This is a genomic window from Kitasatospora sp. NPDC048365, assembly GCF_043200835.1.
GTDB classification, from domain to species: Bacteria; Actinomycetota; Actinomycetes; order Streptomycetales; family Streptomycetaceae; genus Kitasatospora; species Kitasatospora terrestris.
In genome coordinates, this window is the sequence record NZ_JBICYJ010000025.1 from 1 (window position 1) to 15,065 (window position 15,065).

Consider the following 15,065-nt stretch of genomic DNA (forward strand, 5'->3'; position numbering starts at 1 on the left):
GTCCTCGCTCAACCCCGCCAATTAAAAAAACAAAAAACCCACCCCCCCCCCCCCCCCCCCCCCCCCCCCCGCGGGCCCCCCCCCCCCCCGGTGCGATCCGTGGATTTATTCGCCCGCGGCACCCGCGGAACGGGCCGCCAGCGCCTCGGCGGCCGCGTCCTCCTTGGCCTTCTGGGCACCGCCCTGGCTGCGGATGATGGCCCGCACCAGGAAGCCGAAGCCGATCGCCATGACGAGCGGCGGCACGATTGCGCTGACGTAGTCCATCAGGTCACTCCTCCTCGGAGCTCTCGGCTTCGGCGCCGGTCCCGGCGTCCGTCCCGGCGCCGGCCTTCGCGGCCGGCTTCACCAGCGGGAAGAGCACCGTCTCGCGGATGTTCTTGCCGGTGAGCAGCATGATCAGGCGGTCCACCCCGAGGCCGAGGCCGCCGGTGGGGGGCATCGCGTACTCCAGGGCGCGCAGGAAGTCCTCGTCCAGCTGCATCGCCTCGACGTCGCCGCCGGCCGCCAGCAGCGACTGGGCGGTGAGGCGGGCCCGCTGCTCGACCGGGTCGATCAGCTCGGAGTAGGCGGTGCCGATCTCGGTGCCGAAGATGACCAGGTCCCACTTCTCCGCCACGCCCGGGATCGAGCGGTGCTGGCGGGTCAGCGGGGAGACCTCGGTCGGGTAGTCCTTGATGAAGGTCGGCCGGATCGCGTGGTGCTCCAGCAGGCGCTCGATCATCTCCAGGACGATCTGGCCGTGGCCCCACTCCTTCTCCCACGGCACGCCCGCGCCGTCGGCGAGCCGGCGCAGCTCCTCGACGGAGGTGTCCGGGGTGACCTCGGCGCCCAGGCGGGCCGAGATGCCGGGGTAGACCGACACCTCCTCCCACGGCTCGGCCAGGTCGATCTCGTGCTCCTGGCCGTCCGGGCCGAGGCCGCGCACCACGGTGGTGCCCAGCGCGTCGCGGGCGGCGTTGATGATGATCGCCCGGATCAGCTCGGCCTGGGTGTCGTAGTCGCCGTACGCCTCGTACGACTCCAGCGCGGTGAACTCCGGGTTGTGGGTCGCGTCGGCGCCCTCGTTGCGGAAGTTCCGGTTGATCTCGAAGACCTTCTCGGCGCCGCCGACCACCAGGCGCTTGAGGTAGAGCTCGGTCGCGATGCGCAGGTAGAGCTCGATGTCGTACGCGTTGATGTGCGTCTTGAACGGACGGGCGTTGGCGCCGCCGTGGATCGGCTGCAGCATCGGGGTCTCGACCTCGAGGTAGCCGCGGTCCTCGTAGGTGCGGCGGATCGAGCGGACCACCTTGGTGCGCAGCTGCAGCATCTCGCGCGCCTCGGGGTTCACGATCAGGTCCACGTAGCGCTGGCGGACCCGGGCCTCCGGGTCGGTCAGGCCCTTGTGCTTCTCCGGCAGCGGGCGCAGGCACTTGGCGGTGAGCTCCCAGCGGTCCACCATCACCGACAGCTCGCCGCGGCGGGAGGTGATCACCTCGCCCTCGACGCCCACCTGGTCGCCCAGGTCGATGTCGGCCTTCCAGGCGGCCAGTCGCTCCTCGCCCAGCTTGTCGAGCGAGAGCATCACCTGCAGGTCGCCGGAGCCGTCGCGGAGCGTCGCGAAGCACAGCTTGCCGCCGGTCCGGGCCAGGATCACCCGGCCGGTGATGCCGACCCGCTCGCCGGTGGCGGTGTCCGGCTCCAGGTCGGGGTGCTTGGCGCGCAGGTCCGCGATGGTGGAGGTACGGGGGAAACCGACCGGGTACGGGTCGATGCCGGCCGCCCGGAGCCGGTCCAGCTTCTCGCGCCGGACGCGCATCTGCTCCGGAAGGTCGTCGGCCTGGGGGACGCTGCTCTGATCGCTCACCCCACAAGGGTAGCCAGGCTCACGGGCACTCCCGCCACGGGATTACCCCTGCGGCGCAACGGCCCCCGGGAGCCGCGAGGGCGTCCCGGGGGCCGGCGACCGGAGGGTCGGGCGGGTGCTACTGGTGCGCGCCGGCCTTGCGGCGGCGGGCCACCAGGGCGATCACGCCGCCACCGAGGGCGATCGCGGCGATGCCGCCACCGACCATCGGGCCGATGCCGGAGGCGCCGGTGGAGGCGAGGTTGCCGCCGGTGTGCGCCGCCGTGCCGCTCGCCGTGGCCGACGCGGACGGGTGGGCGGAGCCGGAGGCCGAGCCGCTCGGCCGGGGCCGGGTCGGCTGGGGGTCGGTCGGCGTTGGGTGCGCGGTCGGGCCGGTCGGCACGCTGCCGCTGGGCTTGCTGCCGAGGGCGACGTCGACCGTGTTGTTGGCGCTGTTCCGGTCGAACGGCAGGTCGAGGTACTTGCCGCCGTTGTAGGTGCCCTCCGAGGTGGTGAGGCCGACCTTCGCCTTCGGGGCGGACGCCGGGTCGCTCACCGTCAGGGGGAGCGCGAAGACGCGCTGGCCGCCGTTGGGCAGCCACATGTCGGTGCTGCAGTTGACCGTGTTCGGCTGGTCGCTCGGGGTTCCGCAGCCCTCCGGCAGCTTGCCGGAGACCGCGGCACCGGCCGGGAGCTTGACCAGGATCTGGGCGACCGGCTCACCGCTGCGCAGGTAGCCCACCGAGGCCGGGCCGGCGTTGTGCGCGCCGATGGTCAGCACGCCCTTCTTGCCGCCGTCGGTCGGCGCCCAGCCGCCCTGCGCCGCGAAGTCCGCGGTGCTGTCGGCGTGGTACTGGACGATGAGGGTGTTGTGCGAGTACGGCCCGACGTTCGGCGGGCCGGACTTGGCGCCCGGGGTCTCCGGCTTGCCGACGGTCAGGCGCGGGCCGCTCTTCACCGGCTCGAAGTGGAGGTTCTTGCGCCACCACTCGGTGCCGTCGCCCTCGTCGGAGAGCGCGAGGACCTCGACGTCGGTGTAGAGCGCGTCGGCGCCGAGACCGAGCTCGATCGGGTCGACGGTGACCGTCTCGCCCGGCTTGACCGAGGTGTCGATGGCGCAGATCGCCACGTCCTCGTCGGTCCAGGAGTACTGGCCGTTGTCGCCGGCGCCGCGGTGGGCGTACTCGCAGTTGGCGAAGCGCTGCTTCAAGGTGAGGCTGGTCGAGGCGTTCACCACCAGGACGAGCCGGCCGCTCTCCACCGTGCCCTTGTTGGTGATCCTGAAGACCTGCTTGACGGTGGAGCCGGGCTTGCCGGCCTCCACGTTCTCCGGGTTCTGCGCGTCCGTCACGAACTGCAGGTCGGGGCCGCCGACGTAGACCGTGGTGTCCGCGGTGTTGACCGGGCCGCCGTCCCAGGTCTCGGTGATTCTGATGTGGCCGGAGGTGCCCGGCTTGACGCCCTTCAGCGGGGTCAGTTTGGGCTGCAGCTGGTGGTTGAAGTCCGGGTACTTGTCGTTGCCGTACTGGGCGAAGCTGCAGGTGTGCACCTGGCCCTGGACCGTGCACTTGCTGCCCCAGCCGGTGTCCGGCGTGAAGCTCGCGACGCCGGCCAGGCCGGTCGTGTCGTACGTCAGCGTCATGGTCTTCTGGACGCCCCCGCCCAGGTGGCCGTTGACGCCCACCAGCAGCGGGGTCGCGGTGGCGTCGCCGCTGTCCGGCGCGGGCGCGATCGCGACGGCCTTCGCCACCTCGAGGCGGAGCTCGTCGGCGGCGGCGTGCGCGGGAAGGGCGGAGAAGGTCGTGGCGGCCGCGGCGGCGGCCGCCACGGTCAGCCCGAGCGTGCGGGTGCGCACGATGCGCATGGTCCCCCCAAAGGATGTGCAGACAGGCGATGCGTCGCAGACCCTAGGGGTTCCGGGAGCGGGGTGGCCGGAAATGAATCGGACAGTTCGGGACAGGAAGGTTCGTATCAATGCGAAGTTTTGCCCAGCCGTGATCTGACGTGCCGCCAGGTGAAGGGGCATTGTCGACAGGGCGACCCCCGGAACGGAAAAGACCCCGCCGGGAGGAGGCCGACGGGGCGGTTCGGGGCCGGCGGACGGTCAGCCGTCGGTGCCGGTGGCGAGTTCGGGGCGCTCGTCGTCGCCGGCGCGGTCGTCCGGGTGGGGGTGGGGAGCGGGCTGGGGGCGGCGGCCGAACAGCTCGGCGGGGGTGGGCATGCGGCGGGGCTGGGGGCGGTCCGCGGGGGGCGGGGGCTTCTGGGTGCTCATCGGGATCCGTCCTCCAACGGGGATGGTGGGCAGGGGTTCGGGCGCCGGGCTGGGCACCGCCGTGAGGTGGCGCTGCCCGGACGTCAGGAACAGCCGTTCGCGGATCTCGGCCTCGGCGAGCGCGTGGCAGCGCCCGGCCAGCCGGGACCGGCGGGAGCGCTCGGCTGTGCCGCACGGCATCCGGGAGAGCGAGCGCAGCGCGGCCAGGTCCTCGGGGGTGGGCAGGTAGCCGTCGGCGACCGCTTCCTCCAGCCGCTCCAGGTAGCCGGCCGCGCCGCCGGGCAGCGCGCTGCGGTAGCGGGCGAGGTCGGCGAGCAGGAAGGCGCGCAGTCGGCCGCCCTCCTGCACCGCCTCGTCGATGGCCTCGGTGAGCCGCAGTGCGTCCTGGACGTCCTCGGTCCACAGCTCGGTGGCGGTGGTCGGCTGGATCCGGTCGGCGGGGTGCAGGGCTTGGGCGAGGACACGGCGCAGCACCCGGACTTCGTCGGCGCTGAAGGCCATGCCGCCTCGCGATCCGTGTGGCGTTGGCATGGCACGACACTACGTGGCGTACGTCCGATTTATGGCGATTGACGAGGTGACAGGCCCGGTTCGGCCTATCTGCGGATCGTCTGACAGGGCGGTGCCGGTTCAGCGGCGGAGCGCCTCCGCGGGTTGGATTCGGGCGGCCCGCCAGGCCGGGTAGGCACCGGCCAGCAGGCCGGTGGCCAGACCGATGGCGGGCGCCGCCGCGACGGTCGCCGGGTCGATCACCGGGGTCCAGTCCCGGCCGACCGCCACGCCGAGGACGGTGAGCACCCCGAGCGAGGTGCCGACCAGCCCGCCGAGCAGGCCGAGCGAGGCGGACTCGGCGAGGAACTGGGCGGTGATGTGCCGCCGGCGGGCGCCCAGGGTGCGGCGCAGGCCGATCTCCCCGACCCGTTCGAGGACGGCGACCAGGGTGGTGTTGGCGATGCCGACCGTCCCGATCACCAGGCAGATGCCGGCCAGCAGCAGGAAGAGCTGGTTCAGGTCCGAGGACACGCCGCCGCGCAGGGCCCGGGGGTCCGGCGGGGGCAGCGGCCTGAAGTACTCGGGATGGGTGGCGTCCAGGGCGAGCGGGGCCTCGGCCGCCACCTGCCGGGCCGCCCCGAGCCGGGTGGCGATGAGCATCCTGGCGCGTTCCCGGCCCGGCCCGCCCCAGAGCTTCGCCGCGGTTCCGCGCGGCACGGTCACGGACAGCAGCAGGTCGGCCTTGCGCTGCACCTCGTCCACGATGCCGATCACGGCGAACGGCCGGCCGCCGATGAAGACGGCGGGCTGGGTGTCCAGGGTGGTGATGCCGAGCCTGGCGGCCGTGCCGGAGCCGATCACGGCCACCTGCCGGGCGGTCGAGTCGTGCCACTGGTCGAACCCCCGCCCCTGGGCGAAGTGGGGGACGGCCGCGGCCATCGCCCCGGCGGACGCCGCGACCACGGTCACCTGCTCCCCGGTCCGCCGCGGGCCGACCGGTGCCGCGCGCACGGTGTCGTCGGCCAGGTCGACCGGCCAGTAGACGCCGGCGGCCTGCACGCCGTTCAGCTGCCCGACGCGCCGGTCGGCGTCGGCGGGGAAGGACAGCCCGGTGGCGCCCGGGCGGCCGCCGCCGATGTCCTCCACGGTGACCTCGGTGGCGCTCAGCGCGTCGAAGCGCGCGTCGATCCGGGAGGAGGCGGTCGCCGTCAGGCCGAGGATCGCCACGAGGGCCCCGACCCCGAGCACGGTGCCGAGCGCGGTGAGCGCCGAGCGGGCTGGGCGCTGCAGCAGGCCGGTCACGGCCTCCGCCAGCAGGTCCCGGGCGGCGAGCCGGGTCGGCGCCGTCCGGTCGGTGCCGCGTGCGCCGCGTGCGCCACGTGGGCCTCGTCGGGGCGGCCCGAACACCTTCACTCCCGCTCCGTCTCGTGCAGTTCGCCGTCGCGGATCGCCACCGTCCGGCGGCCGCGCGCGGCGACCTGCGGGTCGTGGGTGATCAGGACGACGGTCAGCCCGTCCGCGTGCAGCCCGTCGAGCAGGGTCAGGACGGACTCGGCGGTCGCCGAGTCCAGGTTGCCGGTCGGCTCGTCGCACAGGATCAGGGCCGGCCGGTTCACCAGGGCCCGCGCGATGGCGACCCGCTGGCGCTCCCCGCCGGACAGCCGGTCGGTGGTCGTCCGGAGCCGGTGGCCCAGGCCGACCTCGACCAGCGCCTCCTCGGCCCGCTCCCGCCGTGCCGCGGCGGCCCGGCGGCCGGACGGCGACACGTACAGCATCGCGAGCGCGACGTTCTCGGCGGCGGTCCGGTGCGGGAGCAGGTGGAAGGACTGGAAGACGAAGCCGATCCGGCGTCCGCGCAGGGCGGTGCGCTCCCGGTCCGGCAGTTGGGCGGTGTCCACGCCGTCGAACAGGTAGCGGCCGGTGGTCGGCGCGTCGAGCAGCCCGGCGAGGTTCAGGAAGCTCGACTTGCCGGACCCGGACGGGCCGACCACGGTGACGTACTCGCCCCGGTCCACGGTCAGGTCGCAGGGCCTGAGGGCGGTGACCGGGGGCGGGCCCGGGTAGGTGAGCCCGGCCTGCCGGAACTCCACGACCGGGGGGACGGGCACGGTCACCGGGCCTCCGTCCGGCCCGGCGCCGACCGGGTGCCGACCACGACGCGGTCACCCTCGGCGAGGCTGTCGGGCACCAGCGGGCGGACCTCGGCGCTGCCCCCGCCCACCGTCCCCGGTGTCACCTCGACCTGGCTGCGCCGTCCGTCGCGCAGCAGGGTCACCACCGTCCGGCCGTCCGCGGTGGCGGAGACCGCCGACAGCGGGACGACCAGCACCGGCCCGCTGGAGGCCGCGGCCTGGACCGTGATCCGGACGTCCTGGCCGGCCAGCCCGGGGTCGAGCGGGTTGTCGGGCTTCACCAGGAGCCGGTAGCCGCCGGAGCCCGCGCGGGAGGCGGGCTGCTGCCCGGAACCGCCGGCACCGGACTGGGCGGCAGTGGCCGGGCCGGGGGTGTCCGACACGTCCGCGACGGTGCCGGCGGCCTTCCGGCCGGCCAGTTCGGAGAGGATCTCCACCTGCTGCCCGGCGCGGATCAGCCCCTTGTCGGCGCCGTCCAGCTCGCCCCTGACGATCAGCGCCCCGGCGGAGACGGTCATCACGGTGCCGGTCACCTGACCGCCGACCCGCCCCGCGACGCTGTCGACCCGGGCCGGGAAGCCCGACAGGAAGAGCAGTTCGGAGCTGGGGACCATCGGCCCGTTGGCCTCCACCACCTCGGCGAGGCGCCTCCTGGCCCGGGCCAGGTCCTCCGCCGCCCGGGCCGCCTGCTTCCGGGCCGCCTCGACCGGAGGGGCCCCGCCCGGTGCCGCGGTGCCCTGACCGCTCCGGGCCGCGGCCAGCGCGTCCCTGGCGTCCTCGGCGGCCCGCTCGGCGGCGGTGACGCCGTCCTCGGCGGCCGTCGTCCGTTCCTGCCCGTCGGGGGAGGCCGGCAGCGGCTCGTAGCCGCGGGCGGCGTAGAACGCCCGGACGGCGGACTTGGTGGCGCTGCCGTAGGTGCCCGCGGGGTCGTCGCCCGGGTCGAAGCCGAGCGACCGCAGGCCGCTCTGGAGCTGCCGGACGTCCTGCCCGGTGGCGCCCGGTTTGAGGTCGCGGTAGACGGGGACGTCGCCGGGCAGCGCGAACACCGGCCGTCCCGCCACCTCCAGCACCGCCTGGCCGGGGTCCACCCGGGCGCCCGCGGCCAGCGGCAGCTTGGTGATCACCGCCCGGGAGCCGCCGCCGGCGGAACCGGTGGGGGCCACCTCGAAGGACTGCTCGGCGGTCACCGTCCCGCGGGTCACCACGGTGTCCACCACCACCCGCCGCTCGACCGGCGCGGTGAGCGTGTCCGGCGCGGGCGGTTCGGCGTCCGCGGCGGCCTGGGCGGGCGACTTGATGCCGAACGACGCGGCCACGCCCCCGCCCGACAGGAGGACCGCACCTGCCGCGACGAGAACGAGCAACCGCCGCCGCTTCGCGAGTCCGCCGGATCCCTCTGACACGAGCCGACCACCTGACTGTCCGTCACCAACCGCTTCCCGGAGCGCGGGGCCAGAGTGTACACGGCCAACTGCTTCGGAAGGCAGACGAGTTGACCGGGCCGCCTCCTCGCTCGACGCCACTGGACGGATCGTCGGCCCGCACCTGTCGGCCCATGTGACGACAGGCCCCCCGCTGGGAGCGGAGGGCCTGTGTCGCGGATCGCATCAGGTGGTGGCGGGGCGGTTCCGCTCGAAGATCAGGCGCAGGCCGATCAGGGTCAGCCACGGCTCGTGGACGTCGATCTCCTCGGCCTCGCCGAGCACCAGCGTCGCCAGCCCGCCGGTGGCGATCACCTGGACGTCGCTCGGGTCCTTGGCCAGTTCCTTGGCCATCCGGTTGACCATGCCGTCGACCTGCCCGGCGAAGCCGAACAGCACGCCGGACTGCATGCCCTCCACGGTGTTCTTGCCGATCACGTTGCGCGGCTTGACCAGCTCGATCTTGCGCAGCAGGGCGCCGCGCATGCCCAGCGCCTCCACCGAGATCTCGATGCCGGGCGCGATCGCGCCGCCCACGTAGTCGCCGCGCGCGTTGATCGCGTCGAAGGTGGTCGCGGTGCCGAAGTCGACCACGATGCACGGGCCGCCGTACAGGTGGTTGGCGGCCAGCGCGTTCACGATCCGGTCGGCGCCGACCTCCTTGGGGTTGTCCATCAGGACGTGCACCCCGGTCTTCACGCCCGGCTCCACGATCACCGCGGGCACGTCGCCGTAGTACCGGCGGGTCACCTCGCGGAGCTCGTGGAGCACGGCCGGGACGGAGGAGCAGATCGCGATCCCCGCCACCCGGTCGTCCGCGGAGACGATCGGGTGGGCGCCCATCAGCCCCTGCAGCAGCACGGCCAGTTCGTCCGCCGTGCGGCGCGGATCGGTGGAGATCCGCCAGTGCTCGACGATCTCCTCGCCGTCGAACAGGCCGAGCGTGGTCTGGGTGTTGCCGACGTCGATGGTGAGGAGCATGGGCTGCTTTCTGCGGTCGGAGGGGTCAGGAGCTGCGGAGGTCCAGGCCGATGTCCAGGATCGGCGAGGAGTGGGTCAGCGCGCCGACGGCCAGGTAGTCGACACCAGTCTCGGCGACCTCGCGCGCCGTGGCCAGGGTCAGACCGCCGGAAGCCTCCAGCTTCGCCCGGCCGGCCACCAGCGCCACCGCCTCGCGCATCAGCTCCGGCGTGAAGTTGTCCAGCAGGATCAGGTCCGCCCCGGCCTCCAGCACCGGCGGGATCTGCTCCAGGGTGTCCACCTCGATCTCGACCGGCAGCTCCGGGTACGCGGCGCGGACCGCCTTGAACGCCTCCGCGACACCGCCCGCCGCCACCACGTGGTTGTCCTTGACCAGGGCCGCGTCGGAGAGCGCCATCCGGTGGTTGGCGCCGCCGCCGGCACGCACCGCGTACTTCTCCAGCGAGCGCAGGCCAGGGGTGGTCTTGCGGGTGTCGCGGACGGTCGCGCCGGTGCCCTCCAGGGCGTCCGCCCAGGCGCGGGTCGCGGTCGCGATGCCGGACAGGTGGCAGAGCAGGTTCAGCGCGCTGCGCTCGGCGGTCAGCAGGTCGCGGGTCCGGCTGCGGACGCTCAGCAGCACCTGGCCCGCCTCGACCGCGGAGCCGTCCTCGACGTGCCGCTCGACCTCGAACTCCTCCTCGCAGACCAGCGAGACGACCGCCTCCGCCACCCGCAGGCCGGCGACCACACCGGCCTGGCGGGCGGTGAAGTCCGCGGTCGCCACCGCGTCCGCCGGCACCGTCGCCACCGACGTCACGTCCTCGCCGCCGGCCAGGTCCTCGGACAGCGCCATCGCGGCGATGTCCTCCACCTCGACCGGGTCCAGGCCGGCCTCCTCCAGCAGCGCGGCGAGCGCGGGGTCCAGCCCGGTCTCGTACGCCTCGCCGTCACCGCACGCGCAGCCGTCGCCGCAACCGTCGGACGCGAGCGGAAGCTCGTCGTGGCTCATGGGGAACTCCAATCTTGGGGGCGACCCGTCAGGGACGCGGGGAACTGCGCGAGGCGGTGGGTACGGCGGGTCAGTCGCGTCCACGAGGGTCGGCTGCCGGTGCCGCGATCCTGCTGTCCGGGGTGGGCCGGGTGCGCAGCTCCCCGCGCCCCTGGTGGTCCACCGTCAGCGCGATGTGGCGCTGCCAGTGGGTGTCGTCGCGGTCGGGGAAGTCCTCGCGCCAGTGGCAGCCTCGGGTCTCCTCGCGGAGCGTCCCGGCGGCGACCAGCGCGGAGGCGACCAGGTGGAGGTTGGTGGCCTCCCAGGTCTCGACCCGCGGGTCGGCGGGCTTCTCGTCGGCGAGCCGCTCGTGGGCGTCCTCGGCGAGCTGCTCCAGGCCCTGCGCGGTGGCGGCCAGCGAGGCCGCGGAGCGGATCACGCCGGCGCCGGTGGTCATCAGGTGCTGGACCCGGGCGCGGGCCTCGGGCGCGAGCAGCGGCACGGGGCGGTCGGCGCGGGCGGCGGCGACGTCCACGGTGCGCTCGGTCAGCTCGCCGGCGGTGTGCCGGGCGGTGAGGTCGGCGGCGATCCGCTCGGCGAAGACCAGGCCTTCGAGCAGGGAGTTGGAGGCGAGCCGGTTGGCGCCGTGGACGCCGGTGCAGGCGACCTCGCCGCAGGCGTACAGGCCGGGCACCGTGGTGCGGCCGTGCAGGTCGGTGCGGATGCCGCCGGAGGCGTAGTGCGCGGCGGGGGCGACCGGGATCGGCTCGGTGACCGGGTCGATGCCGTGGGCGCGGCAGGAGGCGAGGATGGTGGGGAAGCGCTCGGCCCACATCTCGGCGCCGAAGTGCCGCCCGTCCAGGTACATGTGCAGGGTGCCGTGCTCCTGCATGCGGCGGGTGATGGCCTTGGCGACGATGTCGCGCGGCGCGAGCTCGTTCAGCTCGTGCTGCCCGACCATGAAGCGCACGCCGTCGCGGTCGATCAGGTACGCGCCCTCGCCGCGGACCGCCTCGGAGACCAGCGGCTGCTGGCCCTCCGCGTCCGGGCCGAGGAAGAGCACGGTGGGGTGGAACTGCACGAACTCCAGGTCGGTGACCTCGGCGCCGGCTCGCAGCGCGAGCGCCACGCCGTCGCCGGTGGAGACGGCCGGGTTGGTGGTGGCGGAGAAGACCTGGCCCATGCCGCCGGTGGCGAGGACCACGGCGCGGGCGCGGATCGCGCCGACGCCGTCGCGCTGGCCCTCGCCCATGACGTGCAGGGTGATCCCGGCGGCGTGGCCGTCGGCGTCCTTGAGCAGGTCGAGGACCAGGGCGTGCTCGATCAGCTCGATGCCCGGGTCGGAGCGGACGGCGGCGACCAGGGCGCGCGATATCTCCGCGCCGGTGGCGTCGCCGCCGGCGTGGGCGATCCGGCGGCGGTGGTGGCCGCCCTCGCGGGTGAGCAGGATCCCGCCGTCCGCGTCGCGGTCGAAGGCGGCGCCGACGGCGATCAGCCGGCGGACCGCGTCCGGGCCCTCGGTGACCAGGGTGCGCACCGCGTCCTCGTCGCAGAGGCCGGCGCCGGCGACCAGGGTGTCGTCGAGGTGCTGCTCGGGGGTGTCGCCGTCGCCCAGGGCGGCGGCGATGCCGCCCTGGGCCCAGCGGGTGGAGCCGTCGTCCAGCATCGCCTTGGTGACCACCATGGCCCTCAGGCCGGCCTTGCGGACGTTGAGCGCGACGGTCAGGCCGGCCACGCCGGAGCCGACCACGACGACGTCGGTGGTCGTGGTCCAGCCCGGTGCGGGGGCGGTCAGACGGTAGGACATGGCTTCACAGGCTCCTTCAGCGCGCGGCGGTCTGGGCCGCGCCGTTGGCATCACCGTACGCCGCGTCGCCGCGGAGCAGCCCGCTGCCCTCGGGCGCCTCGGCGGGGTCGCCGCCGAAGCCGGTGATCTTGTTCTCGCCGTCCACGAACACGACCTTGGGTATGTACGCCTTGGCCTCGGCGGTCTCCATCTGCCCGTAGGCGATCAGGATCACCAGGTCGCCCGGGTGCACCAGGCGGGCGGCGGCGCCGTTGATGCCGATCACGCCGGAGCCGCGCGGGCCGGCGATGGTGTAGGTCTCCAGCCGGGCGCCGTTGTTGATGTCGACGATGTGGACCAGCTCGCCGGGGAGCAGGTCCGCGGCGTCGAGCAGGTCCTCGTCCACCGTGACCGAGCCGACGTAGTGCAGGTCGGCCTGGGTCACGGTGGCCCGGTGGATCTTGGACTTGAGCATGGTGCGGAGCATGGGTCACGCCTCCTGTGAGTGCATGCCTGAGGGATTGCTGCTTACCGAATTACCGAATTACCGAACGATTCTGCGCTTGATTGTCATCTGCCTAGCGGCAGATGACGCCGGTGTTGTCGATGAGCCGGGTCGAGCCGACCTTGGCCGCGACAGCCAGCACCGCCTCGCCCTGGAAGTCGTCCGGCGCCTCGGTGAAGGTGTCCGGGTCGATCAGGGCGAGGTAGTCGAGGGTGATGCCGTCCGCCTCGGCGAGCGCGGCGGTGGCCGCCTCGCGCACGGCGGTCGCGCCCTGGGCACCGGCGTCGCGGCCGGCGAACAGGGCGCGGGAGAGGGCGAGCGCCTGCTTGCGCTCGTCCTCGGAGAGGTAGCGGTTGCGCGAGGACAGCGCCAGGCCGTCCTCCTCGCGGACGGTCGGCACGCCGACGATCTCCACGTCGAAGTCCAGGTCGGCGACCATCCGGCGGATCAGCGCCAGCTGCTGGGCGTCCTTCTCGCCGAAGAACGCGAAGTCCGGGTCGGTGATGTGCAGCAGCTTGGCGACCACGGTCAGCACGCCGTCGAAGTGGCCCGGGCGGGACGCGCCCTCGAAGCCGGCGCCCATCGGTCCGGCCGCCAGCCGGACCTGCGGCTCGCCGTTCGGGTACATCTCCTCCGCGGTCGGGGCGAACACCACGTCCGCGCCGGCCTCCTCGGCGAGCGCCAGGTCGGCGTCCAGGGTCCGCGGGTAGCGGTCCAGGTCCTCGCCGGCGCCGAACTGCAGCGGGTTCACGAACACGGTGACCGCCACCCGGCCGTCCCGGCCGACCTGGCGGCGGGCCGCCCGGATCAGCGCGGCGTGCCCGTCGTGCAGCGCGCCCATGGTCATCACCACGGCGTTGTCGACCGGCTGCTCGTCCGGCCAGAACGCCGCCTCGAACTCCTCGACCGTACGGGTCAGCTCCGCCTTGCGGACCTTCGGAGCCTTCGGGGCCTTGGCGGGGCGCCGGTCACGTGCCATCAGTGGTTCTCCTCGTTCAGTACGTCCAGCAGCGCCGCCGCCGGTTCTGCCTTGAGCGACCCGTTGCGGACGGCCCGCTGCGCGGTCGCCCGGGCCATCGCCCGGTACGCCTGCCCGATGTCGGGGGACACCGTAGCGAGCCGGTCCAGGTGCTTGCGCACCGTGCCCACGTCTCCGCGGGCGACCGGGCCGGTCAGCGCCAGGTCGCCGGAGCGCAGCGCGTTGTCCAGGGCCGCGCCGAGCAGCGGGCCGAGCATCTGGCCCGGCTCCGCGACGCCCGCGGTGCGCAGCAGCTCCATCGCCTGGGCGACCAGGGTGACCAGGTGGTTCGCGCCGTGCGCCAGGGCCGTGTGGTAGGTCGCCCGGACCTCCTCCGGCACCCAGGACGGCTCGCCGCCCATCTCCACCACCAGCGCCTCGGCGACCGGCCGCAGCTCCTCCGGCGCGGTCACCCCGAACGGGCAGCCGGCCAGCCGGGCCACGTCCACCGAGGTGCCGGTGAAGGTCATCGCGGGGTGCAGGGCCAGCGGCAGCGCACCGGCCCTGGTCGCCGGCTCCAGCACCGCGACGCCGTGCGCGCCCGAGGTGTGCACCAGCAGCTGCCCCGGCCGCACCGCGCCGGTCGCGGCCAGGCCGGCCACCAGCTCGGGCAGCGCGTCGTCCGGGACGGTCAGCAGGACCAGGTCGGCCGCGGCCAGCACCTGCGGCGGCGTGACCAGGCGGACACCCGGCAGCAGCGCCTCGGCGCGACGGCGGGAGGCATCGGAGACGCCGGAGGCGGCGACCACCCGGTGCCCGGCCAACTGCAGCGCGGCGCCCAGCGCGGGCCCCACCCGGCCGGTGCCGACCACCCCCACGGCCAACCGCCCCGGGCGGTTCCCGGGGTCTCCCGGATCACCGAAAGGGTCGGCGAGCGGGCCGAATTCCTCGTGCAACTTCCGTTCCAGTCCTCGGCGGGTACCAGACGTACCGGACCATCGTACGGCCCGCCGCAGGGGTCAGTCGGAGGCTCCCGCCCGGACGAGACCGTTCTCGTAGGCCAGCACGACGGCCTGGACGCGGTCGCGCAGGCCGAGCTTGGCGAGGATGCGGCCGACGTGGGTCTTCACGGTGGCCTCGGAGAGGGTCAGCCGGGCGGCGATCTCGCCGTTGGACAGGCCCTGGGCGACCAGCAGGAAGACCTCGCGCTCGCGCTCGGTGAGCGGGGCGAGGATCGGGGCGCCCGGCGTGCTGGACGGGGTGGGCAGGACCTCGGCGAAGCGGTCGATCATGCGCCGGGTGGTGGTCGGGGCGACCACCGCGTCGCCGCCGTGCACGGAGCGGATCGCGGCGACCAGCTCGGTCGGCGGCACGTCCTTGAGCAGGAAGCCGCTGGCCCCGGCCTTGAGCGCGGCGAAGGCGTACTCGTCCAGGTCGAAGGTGGTCAGGATGAGCACCCGGGGGGCGTCCGGCAGCGGGCTGCCCGCCTCGTCGAGGCAGATCCGCCGGGTGGCCTGGACGCCGTCCAGGCGCGGCATCCGGACGTCCATCAGGATCACGTCGACCTCGGTCGACCGGAGCACCTCCAGCGCCTGCGCCCCGTCGCCCGCCTCGGCGGTGATCTCGATGTCGCCCTGCGACTGCAGGACCATCCGGAAGCCGGTGCGCAGCAGCTCCTGGTCGTCGACGAGCATCACCCGGATGGTCACTGGAGACTCTCCTT

Annotated in this window: 13 protein-coding genes and 1 pseudogene; all 14 read right to left on the bottom strand. The window is 74.1% G+C overall.

Annotation, left to right across the window (positions count from 1 at the left end):
* Window positions 1-105: 105 nt before the first annotated feature.
* Window positions 106-267 carry a hypothetical protein gene (locus tag ACGFX4_RS24260; RefSeq protein WP_345697744.1) on the bottom strand — a complete coding sequence of 54 codons (162 nt, stop codon included), beginning with the start codon at window positions 265-267 and terminating at the stop codon, window positions 106-108.
* 4 nt (window positions 268-271) lie between these two features.
* Window positions 272-1,840: pseudogene (lysX, locus tag ACGFX4_RS24265) on the bottom strand (bifunctional lysylphosphatidylglycerol synthetase/lysine--tRNA ligase LysX); the annotation flags it as partial.
* Between the two features lie 127 nt (window positions 1,841-1,967).
* Window positions 1,968-3,683, bottom strand: coding sequence for a hypothetical protein (locus ACGFX4_RS24270; protein WP_393078059.1), 1,716 nt, complete (start codon window positions 3,681-3,683; stop codon window positions 1,968-1,970).
* A 249-nt stretch (window positions 3,684-3,932) separates the two neighbouring features.
* A complete protein-coding gene (locus ACGFX4_RS24275) occupies window positions 3,933-4,601 on the bottom strand; it encodes a hypothetical protein (protein WP_393078062.1) in 669 nt (222 codons plus the stop codon).
* A gap of 129 nt (window positions 4,602-4,730) precedes the next feature.
* Entirely contained in the window at window positions 4,731-5,999 is a 1,269-nt protein-coding gene (locus tag ACGFX4_RS24280) for an ABC transporter permease (protein WP_393078333.1), read from the bottom strand.
* 2 nt (window positions 6,000-6,001) lie between these two features.
* Window positions 6,002-6,706: an ABC transporter ATP-binding protein gene (locus tag ACGFX4_RS24285; protein WP_393078065.1), complete on the bottom strand. Its 705-nt coding sequence runs from the start codon at window positions 6,704-6,706 to the stop codon at window positions 6,002-6,004.
* Window positions 6,703-8,127 carry a peptidoglycan-binding protein gene (locus ACGFX4_RS24290; RefSeq protein WP_393078067.1) on the bottom strand — a complete coding sequence of 475 codons (1,425 nt, stop codon included), beginning with the start codon at window positions 8,125-8,127 and terminating at the stop codon, window positions 6,703-6,705. The genes ACGFX4_RS24285 and ACGFX4_RS24290 overlap by 4 nt, the downstream gene beginning before the upstream one ends.
* Before the next feature lie 204 nt (window positions 8,128-8,331).
* The gene (locus ACGFX4_RS24295; RefSeq protein WP_393078070.1) at window positions 8,332-9,126 is read right to left on the bottom strand and encodes a type III pantothenate kinase; all 795 of its coding nucleotides are present in this window, start codon (window positions 9,124-9,126) and stop codon (window positions 8,332-8,334) included.
* 25 nt (window positions 9,127-9,151) lie between these two features.
* Window positions 9,152-10,114: a carboxylating nicotinate-nucleotide diphosphorylase gene (gene nadC / locus ACGFX4_RS24300; RefSeq protein WP_393078072.1), complete on the bottom strand. Its 963-nt coding sequence runs from the start codon at window positions 10,112-10,114 to the stop codon at window positions 9,152-9,154.
* Between the two features lie 70 nt (window positions 10,115-10,184).
* Window positions 10,185-11,900, bottom strand: a complete 1,716-nt coding sequence (locus ACGFX4_RS24305) for an L-aspartate oxidase (RefSeq protein ID WP_393078075.1) — start codon at window positions 11,898-11,900, stop codon at window positions 10,185-10,187.
* Window positions 11,901-11,916: 16 nt separating this feature from the next.
* Window positions 11,917-12,366 (bottom strand): aspartate 1-decarboxylase, encoded by a 450-nt coding sequence (panD, locus tag ACGFX4_RS24310; RefSeq protein ID WP_345697735.1) that lies wholly within the window; start codon window positions 12,364-12,366, stop codon window positions 11,917-11,919.
* Between the two features lie 91 nt (window positions 12,367-12,457).
* On the bottom strand, window positions 12,458-13,363 hold the full coding sequence (panC, locus tag ACGFX4_RS24315; RefSeq protein WP_393078079.1) for a pantoate--beta-alanine ligase: 906 nt from the start codon (window positions 13,361-13,363) through the stop codon (window positions 12,458-12,460).
* The gene (locus ACGFX4_RS24320) at window positions 13,363-14,220 is read right to left on the bottom strand and encodes a Rossmann-like and DUF2520 domain-containing protein (RefSeq protein ID WP_393078082.1); all 858 of its coding nucleotides are present in this window, start codon (window positions 14,218-14,220) and stop codon (window positions 13,363-13,365) included. Before ACGFX4_RS24320 ends, panC begins: the two co-directional genes overlap by 1 nt.
* Window positions 14,221-14,361: 141 nt before the next feature.
* On the bottom strand, window positions 14,362-15,051 hold the full coding sequence (locus ACGFX4_RS24325; RefSeq protein ID WP_393078084.1) for a response regulator: 690 nt from the start codon (window positions 15,049-15,051) through the stop codon (window positions 14,362-14,364).
* Window positions 15,052-15,065 lie beyond the last annotated feature (14 nt).